18 protein-coding genes and 1 riboswitch are annotated in these 23,239 nt (G+C 56.3%); of the genes, 7 read left to right on the top strand and 11 right to left on the bottom strand.

The window, feature by feature from the left end:
* The first annotated feature begins 495 nt into the window (after window positions 1–495).
* Complete coding sequence (locus ACYVAC_RS16970) at window positions 496–1,728, top strand: metallophosphoesterase family protein (protein WP_461098950.1); 1,233 nt, start codon at window positions 496–498, stop codon at window positions 1,726–1,728.
* A complete protein-coding gene (locus ACYVAC_RS16965) occupies window positions 1,725–4,814 on the top strand; it encodes an SbcC/MukB-like Walker B domain-containing protein (RefSeq protein WP_461098949.1) in 3,090 nt (1,029 codons plus the stop codon). Before ACYVAC_RS16970 ends, ACYVAC_RS16965 begins: the two co-directional genes overlap by 4 nt.
* A gap of 67 nt (window positions 4,815–4,881) precedes the next feature.
* Here ACYVAC_RS16965 and ACYVAC_RS16960 read toward each other — a convergent pair whose 3' ends face one another.
* The 3 genes from ACYVAC_RS16960 to ACYVAC_RS16950 form a co-directional block, all read right to left on the bottom strand.
* Window positions 4,882–5,706, bottom strand: coding sequence for an enoyl-ACP reductase FabI (locus ACYVAC_RS16960; protein ID WP_461098948.1), 825 nt, complete (start codon window positions 5,704–5,706; stop codon window positions 4,882–4,884).
* A gap of 115 nt (window positions 5,707–5,821) precedes the next feature.
* Window positions 5,822–6,853, bottom strand: coding sequence for an alpha/beta hydrolase (locus tag ACYVAC_RS16955; protein ID WP_461098947.1), 1,032 nt, complete (start codon window positions 6,851–6,853; stop codon window positions 5,822–5,824).
* Window positions 6,850–8,226, bottom strand: coding sequence for a methyltransferase RsmF C-terminal domain-like protein (locus tag ACYVAC_RS16950; protein WP_461098946.1), 1,377 nt, complete (start codon window positions 8,224–8,226; stop codon window positions 6,850–6,852). The genes ACYVAC_RS16955 and ACYVAC_RS16950 overlap by 4 nt, the downstream gene beginning before the upstream one ends.
* Before the next feature lie 96 nt (window positions 8,227–8,322).
* Here ACYVAC_RS16950 and ACYVAC_RS16945 point away from each other — a divergent pair, with 96 nt between their 5' ends.
* Together ACYVAC_RS16945 and ACYVAC_RS16940 are read left to right on the top strand one after the other, a co-directional pair.
* Window positions 8,323–8,838, top strand: coding sequence for a KdsC family phosphatase (locus ACYVAC_RS16945; RefSeq protein WP_461098945.1), 516 nt, complete (start codon window positions 8,323–8,325; stop codon window positions 8,836–8,838).
* A gap of 21 nt (window positions 8,839–8,859) precedes the next feature.
* Window positions 8,860–9,912 (top strand): isoaspartyl peptidase/L-asparaginase family protein, encoded by a 1,053-nt coding sequence (locus ACYVAC_RS16940; protein WP_461098943.1) that lies wholly within the window; start codon window positions 8,860–8,862, stop codon window positions 9,910–9,912.
* A gap of 92 nt (window positions 9,913–10,004) precedes the next feature.
* Here ACYVAC_RS16940 and ACYVAC_RS16935 read toward each other — a convergent pair whose 3' ends face one another.
* Together ACYVAC_RS16935 and ettA are read right to left on the bottom strand one after the other, a co-directional pair.
* Window positions 10,005–10,826 carry an aminotransferase class IV gene (locus ACYVAC_RS16935; protein ID WP_461098942.1) on the bottom strand — a complete coding sequence of 274 codons (822 nt, stop codon included), beginning with the start codon at window positions 10,824–10,826 and terminating at the stop codon, window positions 10,005–10,007.
* Between the two features lie 163 nt (window positions 10,827–10,989).
* A complete protein-coding gene (ettA, locus tag ACYVAC_RS16930; RefSeq protein ID WP_461098941.1) occupies window positions 10,990–12,657 on the bottom strand; it encodes an energy-dependent translational throttle protein EttA in 1,668 nt (555 codons plus the stop codon).
* 73 nt (window positions 12,658–12,730) lie between these two features.
* Here ettA and ACYVAC_RS16925 point away from each other — a divergent pair, with 73 nt between their 5' ends.
* Window positions 12,731–14,008: a DUF349 domain-containing protein gene (locus ACYVAC_RS16925; RefSeq protein ID WP_461098940.1), complete on the top strand. Its 1,278-nt coding sequence runs from the start codon at window positions 12,731–12,733 to the stop codon at window positions 14,006–14,008.
* Window positions 14,009–14,074: 66 nt separating this feature from the next.
* Window positions 14,075–14,344 (top strand): hypothetical protein, encoded by a 270-nt coding sequence (locus tag ACYVAC_RS16920; protein WP_461098939.1) that lies wholly within the window; start codon window positions 14,075–14,077, stop codon window positions 14,342–14,344.
* Here ACYVAC_RS16920 and serS read toward each other — a convergent pair.
* The 5 genes from serS to ACYVAC_RS16895 all read right to left on the bottom strand — a co-directional run bounded on the left by serS (window position 14,341) and on the right by ACYVAC_RS16895 (window position 18,715).
* Window positions 14,341–15,630, bottom strand: a complete 1,290-nt coding sequence (serS, locus tag ACYVAC_RS16915) for a serine--tRNA ligase (protein ID WP_461098938.1) — start codon at window positions 15,628–15,630, stop codon at window positions 14,341–14,343. The genes ACYVAC_RS16920 and serS overlap by 4 nt on opposite strands.
* 44 nt (window positions 15,631–15,674) lie before the next feature.
* The gene (locus tag ACYVAC_RS16910) at window positions 15,675–17,006 is read right to left on the bottom strand and encodes an aspartate kinase (protein ID WP_461098937.1); all 1,332 of its coding nucleotides are present in this window, start codon (window positions 17,004–17,006) and stop codon (window positions 15,675–15,677) included.
* A 123-nt stretch (window positions 17,007–17,129) separates the two neighbouring features.
* Window positions 17,130–17,630 carry a 6,7-dimethyl-8-ribityllumazine synthase gene (ribH, locus tag ACYVAC_RS16905; RefSeq protein ID WP_461098936.1) on the bottom strand — a complete coding sequence of 167 codons (501 nt, stop codon included), beginning with the start codon at window positions 17,628–17,630 and terminating at the stop codon, window positions 17,130–17,132.
* Window positions 17,631–17,704: 74 nt separating this feature from the next.
* Window positions 17,705–18,400, bottom strand: coding sequence for a tetratricopeptide repeat protein (locus ACYVAC_RS16900; protein WP_461098935.1), 696 nt, complete (start codon window positions 18,398–18,400; stop codon window positions 17,705–17,707).
* A gap of 90 nt (window positions 18,401–18,490) precedes the next feature.
* The gene (locus ACYVAC_RS16895) at window positions 18,491–18,715 is read right to left on the bottom strand and encodes a DUF4926 domain-containing protein (RefSeq protein ID WP_461098934.1); all 225 of its coding nucleotides are present in this window, start codon (window positions 18,713–18,715) and stop codon (window positions 18,491–18,493) included.
* 79 nt (window positions 18,716–18,794) lie between these two features.
* Window positions 18,795–18,893, top strand: a riboswitch (TPP riboswitch).
* Between the two features lie 61 nt (window positions 18,894–18,954).
* Between ACYVAC_RS16895 and ACYVAC_RS16890 the strand changes: the two genes are divergently transcribed.
* Window positions 18,955–21,354 carry a TonB-dependent receptor gene (locus ACYVAC_RS16890; protein ID WP_461098933.1) on the top strand — a complete coding sequence of 800 codons (2,400 nt, stop codon included), beginning with the start codon at window positions 18,955–18,957 and terminating at the stop codon, window positions 21,352–21,354.
* 156 nt (window positions 21,355–21,510) lie between these two features.
* Here ACYVAC_RS16890 and ACYVAC_RS16885 read toward each other — a convergent pair whose 3' ends face one another.
* Entirely contained in the window at window positions 21,511–23,211 is a 1,701-nt protein-coding gene (locus ACYVAC_RS16885) for an IPT/TIG domain-containing protein (RefSeq protein WP_461098932.1), read from the bottom strand.
* Window positions 23,212–23,239 lie beyond the last annotated feature (28 nt).

Raw genomic sequence — 23,239 nt, 5'->3', positions numbered from 1 at the left:
TCGTCAGGCCGTTGCCTGCTGATGTTTCCCGCTTCGTTCGATTTGGGAGTGCAAAGGTGGCGGTTTGTTTTGGGAAAGTCAAGTAAAAAGTAAAAAACTTTTTTCGAGCTGGTTTCGCAAGTCCAATCGCCGGGATGTTGAGAAGGGCGGGCCGTTGCCTGCCGGTGTTTCCCAGATCGGCGTGTTTCGTTCGATTTGGGAGTGCAAAGGTAGGGCGAAAAAGGGGCGGTTGTCAAGCCCGGCGGCCAAAATAGTGGGAACCGCCGGGCGGGCGGGCAGGTAAGTAGCTCATCATACGCTACTTACCCGTTCATAATTTTTTAAACTTTTTTGGACCTTCGTTCGATACAGGGTCTATTCAGCCCGGATCAGGCCCGTCAACTGCTTCAATTTGGCAGTCCCGCCACGCGGTGCCGGCATATTGGGCCTCCCAGACTGTATATTGCATACTTTACCTGTGGCTACGTTTCTTACTCCCGTAGTCACAACCCATGTATGAAGATACTCCACACCGCTGACTGGCACCTGGGCAAACGCCTGCAGGACTTTCAGCGTATTCAGGAACAAAAAGAAGTGCTGGCCGAGATTGTCGCGCTGGCGGAACAGGAAGATGTAGACCTGGTTGTCGTGGCGGGTGATCTGTTCGACACCTTTAATCCTTCAGCCGAAGCCGAAGATCTACTATATAGTACACTGAAACGGCTGGCAGCAGGCGGAAGACGCCCGGTAATCGCTATTGCCGGTAATCATGACAATCCCGAGCGTATCGAGGCCCAGGACCACTTTGGGCGTGAATGCGGCATTATATTCGTTGGCTACCCCAGGACGCAGGTACACACACACGTTCTGAACTGTGATGCGAGCCTGTTACAGACCCAGCCCGGTTTTCTCGAAATTCAGCTTCCCCGACACAGGGCACCCGTTCGATTGCTGGTAACTCCCTACGCCAATGAGTCGCGGATGCGGTCATACTTTGGTGTTCAGCAAACCGACGATGCCCTCCGGCAGGCGTTGCAGGCGCACTGGACATCGCTGGCCGATGCTTATATGGATGCGCAGGGCGTCAACCTGCTTGTTGCGCACCTGCTTGTTATGAAGCGGGGGGGCGAGGTACCCGAAGAAACGGGCGATGAACGCAGTATTCTGCAGGTGGGGGGAGCGTCGGTGATTTATTCCGATATGATTCCGCCCCAGGTGCAGTACACGGCGCTGGGGCACCTCCACCGTCAGCAGTCGATTGGCGGGGGGCACGCGCCGGTTGTCTACAGCAGCAGTCCGCTGGCCTATAGCTTCGCCGAAGCCGATCAGGAGAAGTACGTGATGCTGATCGAAGCGGAACCGGCCACGCCCGTTGTGGTAACCCCTATTGCGCTTAAGGCGGGCAAGCGCCTGTTGCGAAAACGTTTTACGCATGTCGATGATGCCATAGACTGGCTGCAACAGAACCCAGACTGCTACCCCGAGATCACGCTGCAGACCAGTAGCTACCTAACGTCGGAAGATCGGCGTCGGCTCGCGCAGGCCCATGACTCGCTGTCGACGGCCAGCATCATTCCCGACATACGCGATGTCGACGCACCCAGCAACACCAAAGGCCAGACCGTTGATCTGACTCAGTCGATGGAGGCCCTGTTTGTTGACTACTTCAAATCTAAAAATAAAGGTCAGGAACCCAACGAGCGGCTGCGGCAGCTGTTTGGCGAGATTCTGGCTACCGACCCCGAATGATTCCGCTTAAATTATCCATCCAAGGACTGTATTCATACCAGACATTACAGGAGGTCGATTTTCGGCAGCTGACCAGCGCCAGCGTTTTCGGTATTTTCGGAAAGGTAGGTTCGGGTAAAACATCGCTGCTGGAAGCGATGAGTTTTGCCTTATATGGTCGTACCGAGCGCCTGAACATGCAGGACCGGCTTCTGTATAATATGATGAACCTGAAATCGAAGCACCTCATCATCGATTTCGAGTTTCAGGCCGGCCCCGACGGGGAGCAGTATAAGTTTGTGTACGCAGCCAAGCGACATGCCAAGCGGCATCAGGATATTCTGGCCGGGGAGCGCCGGTCGTTTAAGCGGCAGGGCGATAGCTGGACGCCCATCGGTAACGAGAAGGAGGACATCAGCATACTGTCTGAGCAAATACTGGGCCTCAACTACGACAACTTCAAGCGAACCATCATTATTCCGCAGAACCAGTTTCGGGAGTTTCTGGAGTTGAGTCCCACGGATCGGACCCGGATGATGAATCAGCTTTTCCGACTCGATCAGTACGATCTGGCCAGTCGAACCAGCAGGCTGAAAACGGCCAACAACACGCAGCTCTCCGAGCTACGGGGTTTGCTGGCTCCGCTTGCGGCCATCACCGAAACCAGCATTACCGACGCCAAAACGCAACTGGCCGACCTGCTGACTAAACAGCAGCAACAGACAGCACTGACGTTGACGCTGGAGCCCGCCCGCCAGCAGCTACTGCAGGCGCAGAAACTGCACATACAGCTCGACGCGGCTACCCTGGAACTGCAGGAACTGGATCGGCAAAAACCTCAGTTCGACGCGTTGCGGCAACACGTCCAGCGCTACGAACAATGTCTGCTGCTGTTTAAGTCCGATCTGGCGGCCCTCGACAAGAACAGCCAGCAACGCCAGCAGGCAATCACCGTCTGGCAGCAGGCCACTCAGCAACATGAACGCCTGATCGGTAGTCTGCCTCGCCTGGAGACCGACTATAAGGCTGCCCAGCAGGCTTATGACACGCGCGATCAGTTGCTGCAGCAGCGCGATGAGCTGGATACAGTTGCGCAAATCCGGAACTGGCAGATGATTGTCAATACGCAGTTGGACCGCTACCAGAAGCACAAGACCTCGGCCGCCGATTTTCAGAGCCAACTGGACCGGATGCGACGGGAGAGGGAGGAGCAGCAATTGCGGCTTCAGACGCTGGCTGTCGACGACTCGGCGCTTACCCGCCTGTATGAAGCCAAAGAATGGTTCACAGTCTATGAGTCGCTGAAAAAACGGACCGACAGCCTGAAGGCGCAACTCGACGACTATGATAAAAACATTAATCAGCTAAAACAGGCGAAAGACGCAGCCCTCGTTGGATTCAAAGAAGACTGGCAGCAGCACTCACTCAAAGACTTACCCAGCCACATTCAGGATGCCATTGAGCAGCTGGAGCATATCCGGGCCGAACGGGCCGAAGCCTACCGGGCCATCAGTGTACAGGCCGAGCTACAGGCCTACGCCAACGCACTTCGGGATGGAGCCCCCTGTCCGCTGTGCGGATCGGCCCATCACCCGGCCGCAGCCCACCTCATGGCCGACGATGCGGCCGTAGCGCGGGCCAGAGAATCGCTGCAAAAGGTCGAGGAGCGCATCAAGGCGATGCAGCAGCTACAACTTACCATCAATACCCTGCTTCAGCAATTGCGGGCCGAACTGTCGACGGGCAAAAAGCTGATTCAGGAACGGGGTGAACTGGTGGCCGAGCAAACCCGACACGAGGACGCGTTTGTATGGACCGAATTTTCGAAAGAGCCCGATGGTAGTCTGACCAAGGCCATTGCCAACCTGACCGACCGAAAAAACCAGTACCGACAGGCCCAGCAAACCATCACCGACCTGACCAGCCAGATCGAGCAGATCGACCAGAAGCGGCAGGAAGAGGAAACGAACATGACCAGAATCGAAACGGCTGTCTCGGGTCTCAACGGGCAGATCAAGGATCGGGTCGAATCGCTGGAGCATTTTAAATTCGACGAAGTGGCGGAGTGGGATGAAGCGCAGCTGACCGACCTGCGCAATAACCTGACCCGCGATTACGACCGCGCCAAAGCCATTTTCGAGGCAGCTAACAAAGCCCGGCAGGAAGCCTCAGCCGAATTGGCCCGCCTTACCGAGCTAACCAAACAGCTACAAATTCGACTTGATGAACTCGACCGGGATCAGCTGGCTCTTGACAAAGCCGTAGCGCATAATCTGGCGCACACAGGCATGGACCGCGACGACGTTGTTCAGCTGCTTCAGCAGGCTATCGATGTGGAGGCCGAACATAAACGACTTAAACAGTTCGACGATGGGCTGGCCGGTTACCGTAAACAGGTAGCTGATTTGAGCAAAGCGCTGCAGCAGAACCCATATGATGCCGACGCCCTGCGTACCCTCGAGGCCGAACTGGCCAAGCTAAAAGGAGAGCAGGATGCCCTGAATCAGCTGATCGGGCAGGCCCACCAGACAGTCGAATCGCTAACCCGCCAGTGGGAGCAGAAAAAGACGTATCAGGCCGAGCACGATAAACTGGATCTGCGCCGGCAGGACCTTGAGGATATGGAAAAGCTGTTCCGCCAGGCAGGTTTTGTCAATTATGTCTCGTCGGTATATCTGAAAAACCTGTGTGAGTCGGCCAACGAGCGCTTTTTCAAACTGACTAATAATCAGCTACGGCTCGAACTGGACGAAAAAAATACGTTCCTGGTTCGCGATTTCATGAACAACGGCGAACTCCGGTCGGTGAAAACCCTGTCGGGTGGACAAACTTTCCAGGCGTCATTATCGCTGGCGCTGGCTCTTTCCGACAATATCCGGCACCTGACCCAGGCCACGCAAAACCTGTTTTTCCTCGACGAGGGCTTCGGTACCCTCGACAAAGATTCGCTGCAAACCGTGTTCCAGACGCTGAAAGCCCTGCGCGCCGAAAACCGGGTTGTTGGCATCATCTCCCACGTGGAGGAACTACAGCACGAGGTCGATCACTACGTACGAGCCGAAATAACCGACGAAGGCAGCCGCATCCGCTGCAGCTGGGAGTTGTAAACAAAAAGTCGGGGCTGGCCAGGTAATATGGTTACCCAGCCAGCCCCGATTCTTGAATGAAGCTATTCTATTCCTTGGGCTCCTGATTGACCATGTCCATTACGGCTTCCGAAATCCCGGTCATCGAGAAACCACCGTCGTGGAACAGGTTCTGCATGGTCACCATGCGGGTCAGGTCAGAGAACAGCGTTACGACGTAATCGGCACACTGATCGGCTGAGGCATTGCCCAAGGGCGCCATTTTCTCGGCAAAATCGTAGAAGCGGTCGAACCCACCGATACCGCCACCAGCGGTTGTCGGCGTCGGCGATTGCGATACCGTGTTGACCCGAACCTTGCGGTGCTGGCCGTAGCGGTACCCAAAGCTGCGGGCAATCGACTCCAGCACGGCTTTCGCATCGGCCATGTCGGTATAGAAGGGGAAGGTACGCTGAGCCGCCATGTAGGTCAGGGCCACTACCGAACCCCACTCGTTAATAGCGTCGAGTTTGTAGGCCGTCTGCATCATTTTATGAAACGACAGCGCCGAGATATCGATGCTTTGCTTAAACCAGTCGTAGTTCAGATCGGTATAGGCTTTACCTTTCCGGATATTGGGGCTCATGCCAATCGAGTGGAGCACGAAATCGACTTTACCACCCAGCACCTCCTGCGATTTGGTGAACAGGTTTTCGAGGTCTTCAACTGACGTGGCATCGGCCGGAATGATTTCGGCTTCGCACTGTTCGGCCAGCTGTTTGATAGCGCCCATACGCATGGCAATAGGCGCATTGGTAAGCGTGAACGTAGCGCCTTCTGCCTTTGCTTTCAGGGCTACCTTCCAGGCGATTGATTTTTCATCGAGGGCACCCGAAATGATGCCGCGTTTTCCGTTTAATAATCCGTAAGCCATACCTGCTCTAGCACAATTTTACGGGCAAAGATGCCCTTTTTTTGGGGATTGCCTGCTGTCAACGAAAAGCGGTAACCGAAAATCTATACTCATTGGCAGGTGAGCCGGCTGAGTATCAGCGGACTGCTGCGGCCGGGTGGGGCGAGCCGGATGTAACCGGCATGTGCAAAACCTGCTCCATAAACCGCGCCGTGGCCGTGTAAACGCCAGCCAGATCGCCCGAGGTGAAATGCGAGGCAATCACGTGTTCGCCCGCCTGCGGAAACGCCTGTTTTTGCTTCAGCGCAGCGGGGGTACCCAGCTGATCGAACATCGTCAGCATGGCGGGTACCGACACCACCTTGTCCTGGTGGTCTTCGTCCTTATAGTAATAGCCCATAAAGACCGGCTGCCTGATGCGGCCGAACTGCTCCGGCGTCATCCAGGTTTCGAGCATGGTCTGCAGCGTCAGCAAGCCGTTGGTGTGGTAACTCGTTAGCCAGTAACGGGCCCGGTCGGGCTTATAGGTTGTCACCTCCACGTGCTGGTTTGGAAAAACACGCTCGATCAGCTGTTGCCCCCAGTGGCCAGTGGCTAGTTTGAGAGCTGGGTTGGCCACGGCAATGCAGGGCGAGTAGAGCACAAGGCCCTTTATTTCGGGATGATGAGTGGCCAGATACAGCGTCAGCATACCGCCGGCCGACGTACCGATTACGACTACCGTATCGCCCAGGGCTTTGCCGATGGCCAGCGCCCGTTCGGCCGAATTGGCGAAGCGGTCGGGGCTCATGTCGCGCAGGGCATCGGGCGAGTCGACGCCGTGGCCATAGGTCCGGGCCAGATACAGGTTGCAGCCAAACCGCCGGGCCAGCTGCCGGTGTACGGGGTCGCCCTCGGCCCAGCTGGCTGAAAAGCCCGGAATATATACCAGGCTGTAGGGAGTTTTCTGCTTGCGGCTGCTGTCGGCCCACACGATACGGGCGGCATTATCGGGACGCAGATTGGCCCGTTGCTCGACCAGCGCCAGCTCGCGCTCCATGGCGGGCAGGTCGGGGTTCAGCGCTACAGGCCTGGGCGTTACCGGGTCGAAGTGTACGACAGGCCCCGCCATAAAGGCAATGGTGAGCCCTACCACCAGCAGGGCCGCTACAGTCAGCAATCGTTTCATACATATTCGCGAATGTCCATTCGGATGCGCCAGTCTTTCGGCAGGTAGTTGTTGACCCGTTGCCCAACGCCTTTCATCCAGCCCAGGTTGAGGCCGTTGAAGCGGGCCAGCAGCCAGCCCCGCGCGGGTTCATCGAGTATCAGGTTTTCCTTTTTGAAATAGTGGAGGGCCTGTTCGTACGATAACTCGACGCCGGGCAGGTCTTTCCGGATGGCCGTGCTGAGCGCCAGCGTATGCGACGGCACAAAATCGTCGCCTTTGAATTCACCCAGGTCGAAGCCGAAGCCTTTGTTGTGCAACGCCACATCGAGGAACAGAAACGTTTTTTCGAGAGATTTGGGGAGGGCCATCACGCTGCCGTTTGGTTTCTCCCAGTACGTAAAATCGCCCGGCGTTTCGAGCCATTTGCCAACGGCGGCCGTCTGGCGCGGTCGCAGCGCCCGAATACTGCGAAAGGTGCGGGCATCGAGTTTAACCGACGCCGTAAAGCCCGTTTTCTCAAACACCCCGATGAAAAAGCCTTCGCCCTTTACCCGGTGTGGGTAACACTGGTAACCAACCGCCCCGTTTACCGTTTTGGCAACCACCTGCCACTCGGCGGGCAGCTCGAGCGGCCGACTGCGAAAGCCCTGTTCGGCCAGATACCGCAGGTTGTCTTCGTTTTCCTGATCGTTATAGGTACAGGTGCTGTAAATGAGTATTCCGCCTGTGTCGAGCAGGGGCGTAGCGGCCGCCAGAATCCGCTTCTGCCGGGCCGAGCACAGCTGTACGTTGGCTTCCGACCATTCGCCGATGGCGTCGGGGTCTTTGCGAAACAGGCCTTCGCCCGAACAGGGAGCATCGACCAGCACCACATCGAAAAAGCCCGCCAGTTTCTGCAGGTCTTCGGGATCGTGGTTGCTGACAACCACGTTGGGGTAGCCCCACTTGTCGATATTTTGCCGCAGCACCGCCACCCGGCTCCGAATTACTTCGTTGCAGATCAGCAGACTATCGGCCGACAGCATGGAAGCCAGTAACGTGCTTTTGCCACCCGGCGCTCCGCACAGATCGAGCACCCGCAGGGGTCGATTCAGATTGACCGTTTGCCGCACTGCCTCGTAAAGCAGCATCGACGAAGCCTCCTGCACGTAGTAGGCACCCGCCTGAAACAACGGATCGACGGTAAAACTGGGGCGCTCGGGCAGGTAGTAGCCGGTGGAGCACCAGGGTACGGCCTCCAGCCCGGCCGTATCGACCCCCGATTTGCGGGGGTTGAGCCGAATACTGACGGGAGCGGGTGTCGACAGCGCCTGCCGAAAAGCCGGGAAGTCTGGGCCCAGCTGAGCCTGCATTTCCTGTTCGAAGGCAGGGGGCAGAAGGAGTTCATTCATGCCGTAAAAGTAGCCATTTGATGCCGTCTTTTGTTGCCCCGATGCCGGCTGGCCAGCCGGTGCCGATTTGGTTACGCGTTTCTCTATATTTGCTTCATGTCCTTACAAAGCCCCCCGTTTTCGCGCATCACTACGTTCATCTTCGATATTGATGGCGTTTGCACCGATGGCCGTGTGTACCTGCCCGCTTCGGGCGATGTGTACCGAACCTTCGATATCAAAGACAGTTACGCCATTGCCCAGGCGCTCAAAGCTGGCTATCGCGTCGGCATTGTCTCGTCGGCCCATTCCGACGGGGTGCGGCAATGGCTCCAGACCCTGCATGTGACCGATATCTTCATGGGCGGTCCCGACGATCAGAAGCTGAACGCCTATTTGGGTTACGTCAGCCGCGACCAGCTCAGCGAAAGCACCATTCTGTACATGGGCGATGATCTGCCCGACCTGCCCATCCTGAAACGCCCCGATTTGCTGGCTACCTGTCCGGCCGACGCAGCCTCCGATGTACAGGCCGTTTGTCAATACATTTCGCCCAGCCCGGGCGGGAGCGGGGCCGTTCGCGATGTGATCGAGCAGGTCATGCGTAGTCAGAACAAGTGGCCTGTCGCTTAACATCACCTCAGCTAATACACCATGAAACTCGCCCTGTTTACCCTTTTTCTGGCTGGTGCTGTTCTGCAGGCCCGTGCGCAGCCCAAAGCCCCCATCACCCTGGTGATTCACGGTGGAGCCGGCACCATTACCCGGCAGAATATGACCCCCGAGAAGGAGAAAGCCTACCGGGCCGTGCTCAACCAGGCCCTGCAAACGGGTTATGCTATCCTGAAGAAAGGAGGCAGCAGTATGGACGCAGTGGAGGCCACCATCCGGGTTATGGAAGATTCGCCCCTGTTCAACGCGGGGAAAGGCGCGGTGTTTACGCACGACGGCAAAAACGAAATGGATGCCGCGGTTATGGATGGTAAAACACTGAAAGCTGGATCCATTGCGGGCGTTACCACTATTCGAAATCCCATCAGCACCGCCCGACGCGTTATGGATAAATCGGAACACGTGATGATGGTAGGCCCCGGGGCTGAAGCCTTCGCCAAATCGCAGGGCATGGAGATCGTCGACCCATCCTATTTCTACACCGAAACGCGGTGGCAGGGGCTTCAGAAAGCGCTCAAGGATGAAAAAGTGGAGCTCGATCACTCGGCCCGGCCGGCGGTCGATACAATCCGCAAAACAGGCTCCCTGCTCCGTGAACAGATTTTTACGGAAGGCAATAAGTTTGGGACCGTTGGCTGTGTAGCCCTCGACCAGGCCGGCAATCTGGCGGCCGGCACGTCGACAGGTGGTATGACCAACAAGCGTTACGGCCGCGTGGGCGATGCCCCGCTTATCGGCGTGGGTACCTATGCCAACAACGCGACCTGCGCTGTTTCAGCAACGGGCCACGGCGAATATTTCATCCGCTCGGTGGTTGGCTACGACATCTCGGCACTCATGGAATACAAAGGCTTTTCGGTGCAGAAAGCCGCCGACGAGGTGGTGATGAAGAAACTCGTTGAACGCGGGGGTGAAGGGGGCGTTATTGCGCTCGACCGCAAGGGCAACCTGGCCATGCCCTTCAACTCCGAAGGCATGTACCGCGGCTACATCAAAGCCGACGGCAGCAGCGAGGTGCTTATCTATAAGGATTAGGTATCGGCAGCGAACAGTAACTATAAAGGCGCTGGCAGACGCAGACGGGTTCGACCTGCCTCGGTTGCCAGCGCCTTTTGACTTTGCCTGATTTACCAGTTTCGGATCAGTTCACTGATCTGCTCGAACAGGAAGCGCGTTTTGGGCCCTACCTGCCCGTCGCCGACAGGGTGGTCGCCAACTTGGGTAATGGGCAGTACTTTCTTGATGGAACTGGTCGTGAATACCTCGTCGGCCTCGTAAATTTCCGTCAGGCGTACAGGCCGTTCGACCACGCTGAAATCGGCCTGCGCCAGTTGCATGATGGTTCGGCGGGTGATGCCGTGCAGTATATTCCGGCTGGGCGTTATCAACTCGTCGCCCCGAATCAGAAATACATTGCTGCGGCTCAGTTCGCTGATTTCTCCGTCTTTGTGATACAGTACATCGGCCGCCCCCGCCGATCGGATGGCTTCGGCCAGCAGAATCACCCGTTTGTAATCGGTACTTTTCACCTCGGCCATTTCGCGAACGTATTCGTCGAGAATGACCTTAATTCCCTGCTCGTACTGGATGGGCGGCACAGCGTGTACGGGCTCAGACAGAATCAGCAGGTTTGGTTTCTGAATGCTGATACTATCGGGCGAATACCCTCCTGTCAGCACGAAACGAATACCCGCGTCGGTCCCACCATTGGCTTCCAGCAGCTTCTGCACGATCCCGTAGGTTTCCTCTTTCGAGACCGGCAGGGGCAGGTGCATCCGCATGGCCGAATTCTGGAATCGCTCCCAGTACCAGTCCCATTGGAACGGTCGTCCGTTATAAGTCAGGAAATAATCGAACAGCCCATAGCCGCGTAGCAAACTCAAATCGGTGATACCGATGGCGAGCTGCTCGGTAGGGGCGATGGTGCCGTTGAGATAGCCGTGGTACATAAGCCTAGCGGTATTGATAACGAGGAACAAAAATAGCGCAAACACCCGAATCGCACCGGACTTCGGTACTGCCCCCGTCTGATTCAAAACCAGCCAAACGGGCTTTCTGCCTTACTTCTTAAAAAAAACCGGGGCCAGATCCTGCGATCCGGCCCCGGTTGGTCTAGCCCAGTTTTTTGTACTTGATGCGGGTTGGCGTGGCGTCGGTACCGAGTCGTTTCCGGCGATTCTCTTCGTATTCGGAGAAGTTGCCTTCGAACCAGTACACCTGCGAGTCGCCTTCGAACGCCAGAATGTGGGTGGCAATCCGGTCGAGGAACCAGCGGTCGTGGCTGATGACCACGGCACAGCCGGCGAAGTTTTCGAGGCCTTCTTCCAGCGCCCGCAGCGTATTCACGTCGAGGTCGTTGGTCGGCTCATCGAGCAGAAGCAGGTTGGCGCCTTCTTTCAGCGTCATAGCCAGGTGAACCCGGTTGCGCTCTCCCCCCGACAGCGTACCGATCTTTTTCTCCTGATCGGCGCCAGCGAAGTTGAATCGACTGACATAAGCGCGGGCATTGCTTTGCTTGCCACCCATCATGATCCACTCGTTACCCCCCGAAATGGTTTCGAATACCGTTTTGCTCGGGTCCAGCCCGTCGTGCTCCTGATCGACGTAGGCAATCTGCACGGTGTCGCCCACGGCAAAGGTGCCGGCATCGGGCTTGTCGCGGCCCGTAATGAGTTTGAAGAGCGTTGTCTTACCGGCACCGTTGGGTCCGATCACGCCCACGATGCCCCCCTGCGGGAGCCGAAAGCCCAGATGCTCGAACAGCAGCCGGTCGCCGTAGGCTTTCGCCACATCATCGGCCTCGATAACCTTGGCGCCCAGCCGGGGGCCGGCCGGAATAAAGATTTCCAGCTTCTCATCGCGCTGTCTGGCGTCTTCGTTGAGCAGTTTTTCGTAAGCACCCAGGCGGGCTTTCGACTTGGCCTGCCGGGCCTTTGGCGCCATCCGAACCCATTCCAGCTCACGCTGCAGGGTTTTCTGCCGTTTCGACTCCGTTTTTTCTTCCTTGGCCAGACGCTGTTGCTTCTGATCGAGCCACGACGAATAGTTACCTTTCCAGGGGATACCTTCGCCCCGGTCGAGTTCGAGAATCCAGCCAGCCACGTTATCCAGGAAATAGCGATCGTGGGTTACGGCGATAACCGTACCGCTATACTGCCGCAGGTGTTCTTCAAGCCACAGTACCGACTCCGCATCGAGGTGGTTGGTGGGTTCATCGAGCAGCAGTACGTCGGGTTGCTGCAGCAGCAGCCGGCATAGGGCTACCCGGCGTTTTTCACCACCCGACAGGTTGTCGATGATGGCGTCGGCGGGCGGACAGCGTAGCGCGTCCATAGCCCGCTCCAGTTTCTGATCGAGTTCCCAGGCGTTGTAGTGGTCCAGTTTCTCCTGCACCTCACCCTGCCGGGCCAGCAGTTTATCAAAATCCGCATCGGGGTCGCCGAATGCTTCGTTGATCTCGTCGAACTCCTTGAGCAGCGAAACAACTTCCTGTACGCCTTCTTCAACTACTTCACGCACGGTTTTACCAGACGTAAACTGCGGCTCCTGTTCGAGCATGCCAACCGAGTAGCCAGGCGAGAAAACCACTTCGCCGGTGTAGCTTTTATCGATGCCGGCAATGATGCGGAGCAGTGTCGATTTCCCCGATCCGTTGAGTCCCAGAACTCCGATTTTAGCGCCGTAAAAAAAGGACAGGTAGATGTTCTTTAGGATTTGTCGGTTGGGCGGAATACTTTTACTGACGCCCGCCATCGAGAAAATTATGGTTTCCTGACTCATTAATTTCTAATAGATTTGTGTTGGCAACTACCCCAAAATTAACCCGCAGCGCAGCCTTAACCAAGAAACAAGAATGGAAAACGCTTCACTGGTAGATGAATACGGTTACGTCAAAGACGGAAAGGTATTTTTGAAAGGCTACCTGGAATACGAAGATCGCCAGATCGGCGAAGTCAAACGCACCGAGCAGGAAGCGCTCGATTATTTTAAGAATCGCTTCGTTATTGCCGAGAGTAAGGTAAGCCAGCTGGAGAAGGACATCGAGGAGGCTCAGAACAAAGGGTCGTATCTGACCAAGCTGGTACAGCTGCGCAAGAAACTCATCGGTTTCGATGCGCTGGGTGATTTTCCGCCCCTGCTCGAACGGCTCGATGCCCAGCAGGCTATTCTGGCCGACCTGATTACGGTTAACCAGCGCAAAAATCTCGAGATCAAGAAGGCACTCATCGCCGAAGCAGCCGCTCTGGTCGACAGTACCGAATGGCGCGAAACGGCCGATGCGCTGCAGGAGATCAAAAACAAGTGGATCAAGACGGGGCCGGTCGACAAAGCGGTCGAGCTGGAAGTTGTCAATGAATTCCAGGCGCTGCTCGATGGTTTCTTTACCCGTCGGCGCGAGTTCTTCAATGAACAGAACAAGATTATTCAGGAGCGGCTCGATAAATACGACGAGCTGATCCGGCTCGCGTTCCGGGCCAACCGCCTGGGTGATCTGGACGCAGCCTTTCAGGAAGTTCGCAAACTCAACAACGCCTGGAAACAGGTGGGCGAAGTTCCGATCAAGAAGAGCGGCAAACTCTACAAGCAGTTCAAGAAAGCGACTACTGCTTTCTACGCCAAATACAACGATGCTAAAGGTATCGTCATCGAGAAGAAAATCGATCCCCGCATCGAAGCCCAGATGAAAATGGCCGACGAGGCAGAAGCTCTCTCGCGGCAGCAGGACATCTTTGCGGCTGCCGAGCGCGCCAAGGTGCTGCTCAACAGCTGGAAAGAAATTCGGGTACCGTTCAAACTCCAGGACAAGTCGATCAACGACCGTTTCCGGGCTGCCTGCGACAAGATTTTCGAACTTAGCTACCTCGGCCGTGTGCTGGCGCGCAAGTATCCCGCTTTCGACCTCAAGAGCCAGAGCGAACAGATCCGGACCAAGATCCGGGAGATGGAGTACCTGGTGAAACGGGAGAAAAACGATTTGCAGTTTGCCCTGCAGGATGCCGAAGGCCTCGACCCCAACAACGATGCCGATAAGCAGATACTGAACAAGATCAACACCCAGAAGCGCAAGATTGCCATGAAGGAAGTGATTCTGCGCGAATTCCAGAAACAACTCGAAACGGTCGGCTACTAACCTACCCGACACACTACGCAAAAGGCGGATCGGCAACTACCGATCCGCCTTTTTTGTTAGTATAGTATGATTACGAAACCGCAACCAGCCAGCCCATCGGAAGCCGATTTTCGGGCGGCTATCATACCCGGCAAGTTTGTCCGGATCGAGTACCTGACCGATCTGAACGAGTTCATCAAGACCGATGTGCTCCTTAAAGCCCACCAGGTCGAGAACGGGGTAGACATCCTCGAACTGAGCACGGGCGAACGGGTTCCCCTCGACCGTGTCGTTAGCCTGAGCGGTCAGCTATCGCCCAATTTTCCCGGCTACGGCAACTACTCCTGCGACTGTTAGTCGAGTCGGTCGAAGCCGCAGTAGGGTACCAGCACCGCCGGAATCCGAATCCCGTCGGCCGTCTGGTTGTTTTCCAGAATCGACGCCAGAATGCGGGGCAGCGCCAGGGCCGAGCCATTGAGTGTATGCAGTAGCTGCATTTTGCCGTTGCTGTCTTTGGCCCGTAGTTTCAGGCGGTTGGCCTGGTAAGTTTCAAAGTTCGACACCGAACTTACCTCGAGCCAGCGCTGCTGCGCAGCCGACCAGACCTCCATATCATACGTGAGTGCCGACGTAAAGCCCATGTCGCCCCCGCATAGCCGCAGCACGCGGTAGGGGAGTTCGAGCTTCTGGAGCAGCCCCTGCACGTACAGACTCATTTCTTCGAGGGCCGCGTAGGAGTTCTCGGGCCGCTCGATCCGGACAATCTCGACTTTGTCGAACTGGTGGAGCCGGTTGAGCCCCCGCACGTGCGCCCCCCACGAACCCGCTTCGCGCCGGAAACAGGGCGTGTAACCCACATTCCGGACGGGCAACTGCTGCTCGGTCAGGATAACATCGCGGTACAGGTTGGTGATGGGCACCTCGGCTGTCGGAATCATGTACAGCTTCTCCTCGCCAATGTAGTACATCTGCCCTTCTTTGTCGGGCAGCTGCCCCGTTGCGTAGCCCGATTCTTCGTTGACGACGATTGGGGGCTGCACTTCCATGTAGCCCGCGGCCAGAGCCTCGTCGAGGAAGAAGTTGATGAGGGCCCGCTGAATCCGGGCGCCTTTGCCTTTGTACACGGGGAAACCCGCGCCGGTAATCTTGACGCCCAGTTCAAAATCGATCATCGGCCCACCATCACCGCCGTATTTTTTGATCAGCTCCCAGTGAGGCTGGGCACCCGCGTACAGTTCGGGCTTCGATCCGTGTTCAAGCACGACCTCATTGTCGTCGGCCGAGCGGCCTTCGGGCACGCTGCTGTGGGGCAGGTTCGGAATCGTGAACAGCAGACTGTTGAGTTGCTGCTCGATGGCGCGCAGTGCCTCTTCGGCCGCTTTCGAGCGGTTTTTCAACTCGGCCGTCTCGGCTTTGGCTGCGTTGGCCTCGGCCTGCTGACCGGCTTTCATGAGCGCCCCGATTTCTTTGGCTTTGGCGTTCGACTGCGCCAGCGTATCATCGAGTTCACGCTGGGTATCGCGCCGTTGCTGATCGAGTGTCAGCACCTGATCGATCACGTCGGCGGCATTGGCAAAATTGCGCTTGCGCAGCCCGGCCAGCGTTTGTTCCTTGTTATCGCGTATGAACGAAAGTTGAAGCATAATAGATCACAATAAAAGTCGGTTGACGTGCTTTACGGGCCGATTCAGGCCGTAAACAGGCCATTGTTCAAGGCATTCAGGGCATCGGCTTTGTATTTGCCGTGTACCAGCAGCGACAGGTTGCTTTCGGTACCCCCGTACGACACCATTCGGATAGGGATGTTTTTCATGGCGTTGAATACCCGCACCGCCACGCCTTCGTTGTCGGCACTGAAATTACCCACAATGCAGATAATGGTCTGGTCGTAGTCGGGTTCCTCGAGCGTGCAGAACTGGCTCAGTTCATCCGAAATTTCCTGCAGCCGCTCGGTATTGTCGATCGTTACCGACACCGATACTTCCGAGGTGGCCAGCATATCGACCGGCGTTTTGTATTTCTCGAAAATCTCGAAAATCCGGCGCAGAAAGCCATAGGCATTCAGCATACGGGTCGAGTGAATGTACAGCGCCGTAATGCCATCTTTGGCCGCTACTGCCTTGAATACCGGGCCACCCTGGCTGTTGCCTTCGGCAATGAGCGTGCCGGGAGCCGCCGGTTCCATGGTATTTTTCAGCCGTACCGGTACGCCAAACATCCGGGCGGGCGTAATGGTCGACGGATGCAGGATCTTAGCCCCGAAATAGGCCAGCTCGGCGGCTTCATCGAACGTGAGCTCGCGCACCGGAAACGTATTCTTTACAATGCGGGGGTCGTTGTTGTGCATGCCGTCGATGTCGGTCCAGATCTGGATTTCATCGGCTTTGATAGCCCCCCCGATCAGTGAGGCCGTATAGTCGGACCCTCCACGCTTGAGGTTGTCGACCTCGCCCCGCGGGTTGCGGCAGATAAAGCCCTGCGTCACTACAATCTGTTTGTCGGCATGGGGTTCGAGCATGGCGGCCAGCTGTGTCTGCGTAAACGCGATTTCGGGCTCGTTGTCGGCATCGATCCGCATAAAATCGAGCGCGGGCAGCAGTGTCGACGCTACGCCTTCTTCTACCAGGTAAGCCTGAAACAGCTGGGTGCTCAGCAGTTCACCCTCGGCCACCAGTTCTTTTTCCTGCTTCAGCGTGAACGGCTTGATGCGGCCCAGCGAGCGGATAAATGAAAACTCAGTGTCGATGATTTGCTGCCCGGCGACCCGACCGGCCTCTGTCTTATACAGCTCACCGATAAAGCTATCGTAGTGGGCTTTTAGGGCATCGATACGGCTGTTGGCATCGGCATCGTTGTTGGCTTTCAGCGATTCGCCAATGGCCAGCAACGCGTTGGTCGAACCCGAGAGCGCCGACAGCACAACGATTTTCCGAACATTATCTTCCGTGATCAGGGTGCGGATCGACTGCATGCGTTCGGGTTTGCCAACCGAAGTCCCGCCAAATTTCCAGACTTGCATTGTATGAAAGCGAAAGAGTGAATGAATGAAAGAGCGATTTTCTGGCCGATGGGCACAGCGAATGGGTAAACAGCGATACCTGACGCCTGAAGCAGCTTTATAGTCTGTTCCCCCGCCTGGGCATTACAACCGGCTATACACCTGTTTTTGCAGGCCCAGCATTTTGATGGCCGTGATGGCAGCCTCGTCGCCTTTGTTGCCGTGGATACCACCCGCCCGGTCCATGGCCTGCTGCTGGGTATTGGGTGTCAGTACGCCAAAGATGACCGGCTTACCGGTTTTGAGACTCACATTGGTGAGGCCCTGCGCCACGGCATGGTTGATGTAATCGTTATGCTTGGTTTCGCCCTGAATGACGCAGCCAATGGCAATAACGGCATCAATGTCATCGCGCTGGGCAAACCACTGCGACGCCAGCGTAAGCTCATAGCTGCCCGGCACATTACCCCGAATGATGTGATCGGCCTGGGCGCCGTGGGTCAGGAGGGTCTGGTAAGCGCCTTCGTATAAGGCTTCGGTCACCTCCGTGTTCCACTCGGAAACAAGAATCGCAAACCGGCGGTGACTGATGTCGGGCAGGTTGCCGGTGGTGAATTCGCTGAGATTTTTGAGTTCGGATGCCATGGAATAGAGAATAAAAAAAGGACAAAACCCCGATTGGCTTTGTCCTTCTGCAGTATTGATAGGTTCAGATACGCTTACGACTCGCCAACGGTAGCTTCCAGCATCGATTTATACTTGCGGGCACTGGCAGCCTCCGACGACTGACCATACTTTTCGATGATCTGTTCGTAGGTACTGATGGCTTTGTCGGTTTGTTTAGCCTGTTCGTAGGCAATCGCCAGCTTGTTGAGGTAGCCGGGCGTAAAGTATTTGTTAGGCTTGTAGTCGGCAGCCTTCTGGTAGTAGTCGGCGGCTTCGTCGAAGCTCTTTTTCTCCATGTAGGCATCGCCGATCAGGGCGTAGGCACGCGCCTGCACCAGCAGATCCGACGAGCTGAAGGCTTTCAGGTGGTCGATCGCTTCGTCGTACTTGCCCGATTTGAGCAAGCCCATACCAGCGTAGAACTCGGCCAGGTTGCCCGCGGGGGTCGAGCCATAGTTGTCGGCTACGGCCAGCAGACCGGGCGTTTTGCCATCACCGTTCAGCGCCTTTTTCAGCGAGTCGGTTTCAACCTGGTAGATCGAGGGAAAAAGTTCAGCCTGAGCCGTTTCGTCCTGGCTGCTGATATAATACCGATAGCCGAAGTAGCCAACGACCGCCAGTACGATAGCACCCACGATACCGAGCACGATGGTGCGGTTCTGCTGGAAATAATCGCCTACTTCTTCAAATTTGCCTTCTAGTGCATCTGGATCTTCAAGAAAATCCAATCCGCCATTCTTTTTGCTCATTTGCTTGCAATTTGGAGTGCAAAAGTAGGAATATTTGCCATCGCTGAAAAGCGTAAGGCTCAAAACTTTACGCAGGCGTTTTTTCGCAGACTACTCGGCCAAATCGCGGACGGCCATGACTTCTGAGGAACGAACACTCCGGATTTGGTGGGGGAGCAGCGTTTCGACGGCTACAGCCTCACCCGTCAGCGTGACAAACTCTACTTCAAAGGCTTTTCCTTCGTTGTATACGGTTAAAATAGTGCCGACATCGCCAGCTTTCAAACGGCCTCCTTCGCTGTCTTCCTGGAGTACCACAAGGTCAAATTCCTGCATACGCTACGCTACTGATTCTCGGTTGAAAACGTAAAAATACGGGTCTTGTTATGTTAATTTTAGCTTAACTTTGCCCCGCTAATCTTCTAAGGGGTGCCTTAATACAACGGGCTGAGATTATACCCATTGAACCTGATCCGGGTAATGCCGGCGAAGGGAACTGGACTAGAACTGTACATTTTACTGGTTTTACCTAAAGGTAGGTTTGGCCCCTTTGCCTATCGTCATGCTTTTTCGTGATGAAAAAAACGACGTTTGGGCGGTTTTCCGGCTGCCTGTTTTGTATCGCTGTGCTGCTCGGTCTGTCGGCCGGATCGGCGCTGGCTCAGTTAGCATTGTCGGGGGTCGTGCGCGATGCCGACGGGGGTGGACCCCTGCCCGGAGCGGCCATTACGGTAGAGGGCTCCTTCGCGGGCACGTTCGCCGATGCCTCCGGTGCGTTCCGGCTCACAAGTCTTAAAGCAACGCCTTTGTCCCTGCGCATTTCGCTGCTGGGCTATCAGACCCAAACCCTCACCGCCAACCCGGCCCAGAGTAGTGCGCTCACCATACAGCTTCAGAAAGCCGCTGTAGCGGTCGACGAGGTGGTCGTCAGCGCAACCCGCGCTAACCAGAAGTCGGCCATCGCCTATACCGACGTGACCCGGCGCGACCTCGACAAGCTGAACCTGGGTCAGGACATTCCGCAACTGCTCAACTTTACCCCCTCGATTGTCACTACCTCCGACGCAGGCGCCGGGGTGGGCTACACCGGCATCCGGATCCGGGGCTCCGACGCGACCCGCGTGAACGTGACGCTCAACGGGATTCCGTACAACGATGCAGAGTCGCAGGGGACATTTTTTGTCAACCTGCCTGATTTTGCCTCGTCGGTTAGCACGGTGCAGATTCAACGGGGCGTGGGCACATCGACCAACGGGGCCGGTGCTTTCGGTGCCTCCCTCAACATCCAGACTACCAAACTTGAAAGCAAGCCATACGCCGAGACTAATTTGTCGGCGGGTTCGTTCGGCACCCGCAAAGTCAACGTGCTGGCGGGTACGGGACTGCTCAACAACCACTTTGTGCTCGATGCGCGCCTGTCGTCGATCTATTCCGATGGGTATGTCGACCGGGCCTTTTCCAAACTAAAGTCGTTCTACCTGTCGGGCGGCTACTATGGCGCCAAAAGCTTTGTCCGGCTCAACGTATTTTCGGGCGTCGAACAAACGTATCAGTCGTGGGGCGGTGTACCGGAGAGCCTGTTGCGTACCAACCGCACCTACAACGTGTACACCTACGATAATGAAACCGATAATTACCAGCAGGACAACTATCAGCTGATTACGTCGCACGAGCTGAGTCGTAACTGGCGGCTCAATCTGTCGGGTTTCTACACCAAAGGGCGGGGCTATTATGAGCAGTTTCGGCCCAACGACACGTACAGCAACTACGGGCTGCCCAATGTCGTGATCGGCGACTCGATTATCAGCCGCACCGATATTATCCGGCGCCGGTGGCTCGACAACGATTTCTACGGCACCGTGTTTTCGCTCGATTACAATGGTTTCGGGAAGCTGACAGCCAACATCGGCGGGGGCATCAACGAATACAAGGGGAAGCACTACGGTGAGCTGATCTGGGCCCGTGTGGCGGGGGCAACCGATATCCGGCAGCGCTACTACGACGATGATGCCACCAAGCAGGATGTAAACGTGTACGCCAAGGCTTTCTACCAGTTCACGCCCCGCCTGAACACCTTTGCCGATCTGCAGGTCCGTCGGGTCAACTACTCGTTTCTGGGTTTCAACAGCCAGCTCCAGAACACCCAGCAGGAAGCCAGCCTGACGTTTTTCAACCCCAAGGCCGGCCTGACTTACAGCATCGACGACCAGCATACGGTTTATGCCTCGGTTGGCGTAGGCAACCGCGAACCCAACCGCGATGACTATACCCAGTCGACTCCGACCAGCCGACCTAAATCGGAGCGGCTGATCGACTATGAAGCTGGTTACAAACTCCAGCGCGACAAGGTAGCCCTCACCATCAATGGCTACTTCATGGACTACAAAAATCAGCTTGTCCTGTCGGGACAGCTCAACGACGTGGGTGCCTACAACCGCATCAATATACCCACCAGCTACCGCGCGGGGATCGAGATCGAGTCGGCGCTGAAACTAAGCCGAACGCTGCGCTGGAATGCAAACCTGACGCTGAGCCGCAACAAGGTTCGCAACTTCACCGAGTTCCTCGACAACTTCGATACGGGATCACAGGAGTCGCGGGCCTACACGCAAACCGATATTTCATTTTCACCGGGCGTCATTGGTGGTTCGCAGCTGCTGCTGACGGCAGCCAAAGGACTGGAGATTGGTCTGCTGTCGAAATACGTGGGCAAGCAGTACCTCGACAATACCTCGTCGGACAGCCGTAAACTGAACCCCTATTTTACCAACGATATTCGGCTGATTTACACGCCCCGTATACGGTTTGCGCAGGAACTGGCCTTCACGCTGCTACTCAACAACGTACTGAACGAACAGTACGAATCGAACGGCTATACCTACGCCTACATCAGCGAAGGACGCGTGACGGCCGACAATGGCTACTACCCGCAGGCAGGCCGCAACTTTCTGGCGGGGGTTCGGCTCCGGTTCTAGCCCATCCGTACGGAACAATCAGCCGGGGGGCTGCTCACTGACCAGCTGGTCGGTGGGCAGCCCCCCGGCGTTTGTGGGGGGTCAGGTACAAGAAAAAAGCCGGAGCAATGCTCCGGCCCTTTCGTGCGACACCAATATGAAAAGTAATAGGGTTGATTATCTGTCGTAGTTGGTATTCTGCGGATCGAAGTTCGTCCAGCCTGCCAGCCAGTTCTCGGTATTGAATGCGCCGATATACGGGGCTGCCGTGAAGAACGAGTCACCGATCTTACCACCCGTGATTGCATTCGTAGCCACCAGCAGCGGAGATCCCGATTGAGGCAGGAAGTTGGGCGTAGTCAGATTGAAGGTACTGGCATTGAGCAACAGCGAAGCGATGCTGCTCGAAGGAATAATCTGGTTCTTGCGAGCGGCCGTGTTGAAGTACGCCTGCGCAGCTGCCGTCGTCACGTCCCCGATACCCCGCACAACCGTGGTCGAGTTTGGAATCTCTGAGTTAGCCAGTACAATGCCCTGCAGCTCGAGGCTACCGTTGTTGATATTGGCCAGCGTACCATCGGCAGTACCCTCCAGCCGCAGCCCTTCGGGGAAACCGGCCATAACCGAGTTGAAGATGCTGATGGCCGTGTTGCGACGCAGGTGCATAGCAGCCCGGTATGCGCCCGAACCACCCGCCGTATTCGCATTGCTTGGCGTGGCGCTGAAGGCAAACGCACTGAAGTTGGCAAACACAGGAGCCGTCTTGGGCAGACCAGCCGTTACGGGTACGCCCGGATCGAAGTTATCTGACTCGAATGCTTCCGAACCCGACTGGTCAGCAACATTCGGATCGCGCAGGGCTACTCCAAACTGAACTTTACCCGTATAGCCGTAATCGGTATCAAAATCATCGTCGAACGTTCTGTGCGCAACCAGGTATTTGGCATTGACCGTACCGCCGAACCATTCGAAAGCGTCGTCGCCACTGTAAGAAACCTGAATGTGGTCGAGCGTCGTACCCGAGCCTACCTGATACAGGGTCAGGCCGTTGATTTCACTGTTTGGTGTTGCCGACAGGGCAACGCCCGGAAATTCGATCCGAACGTATTGCATCACGCCCGAATTGTCGTCGGCTACGTTCAGGTTTGAATCAAATGTACCGGCAATACCGCCTTCAAACGAACGAGACGAGCCTTGGTTTACAGGTGCACGACCGATGAGTACGATACCGCCCCAGTCGCCATACTTCCGCGACCCGGCCGCCTGACCCGATGTAAAGATGATCGGATTCTGCGCCGTACCACGCGCATCGATCTTAGCCCCGCGCTCGATGATCAGCGTACCGGCGTGATTTTGATTTTCAGGGTCCTGGCTCTGGTTGCCTCCCCGAATAATCGTTCCGGCCGGGATAGTCAGCGTGACACCATTCCGCACGTATACATAGCCCCGTAGTTGATAGATTGTATTGGCCGACAGTGTGGTGTTGGCGGTGATCGAGTTGGGCAGCGTCTGTACCGGCCGGTTAGAAATGCTGAAGGTCGCCGTCGATGGCGACTGCACCGTTACACCGCCCGAGGTCACCGCAATCTGGCCGTTCTGCGCGTTTGCCGGTACAATAACCGTCAGCGATGTCGGGGTCGCTCCCGTAACCTGTGCCGTAGCATTGCCACTAAACACTACCGTGTTGCTGGCGGGCGTTGAACTGAAGCTGGTACCCGTAATAACCACCGACGAGCCTACCGGAGCCGACGACGGATTGACAGACGTAATGGAAAGCGGGTCTGGTGTGGGCTGACTGTCGTTGTTACAGGCGGAGAGCACCACGGTCATCCCCATTGCTAGATACAGGAAGGGCCGGAATCGGTTGAATAACTGCATAATAAACCTGGTTTTTAATTAATTGTGG

It is taken from the genome of Spirosoma luteolum (assembly GCF_054778875.1).
The sequence above is the reverse complement of the archived record's forward strand: the minus strand, read 5'-3'. Positions and strand labels throughout refer to the sequence as shown.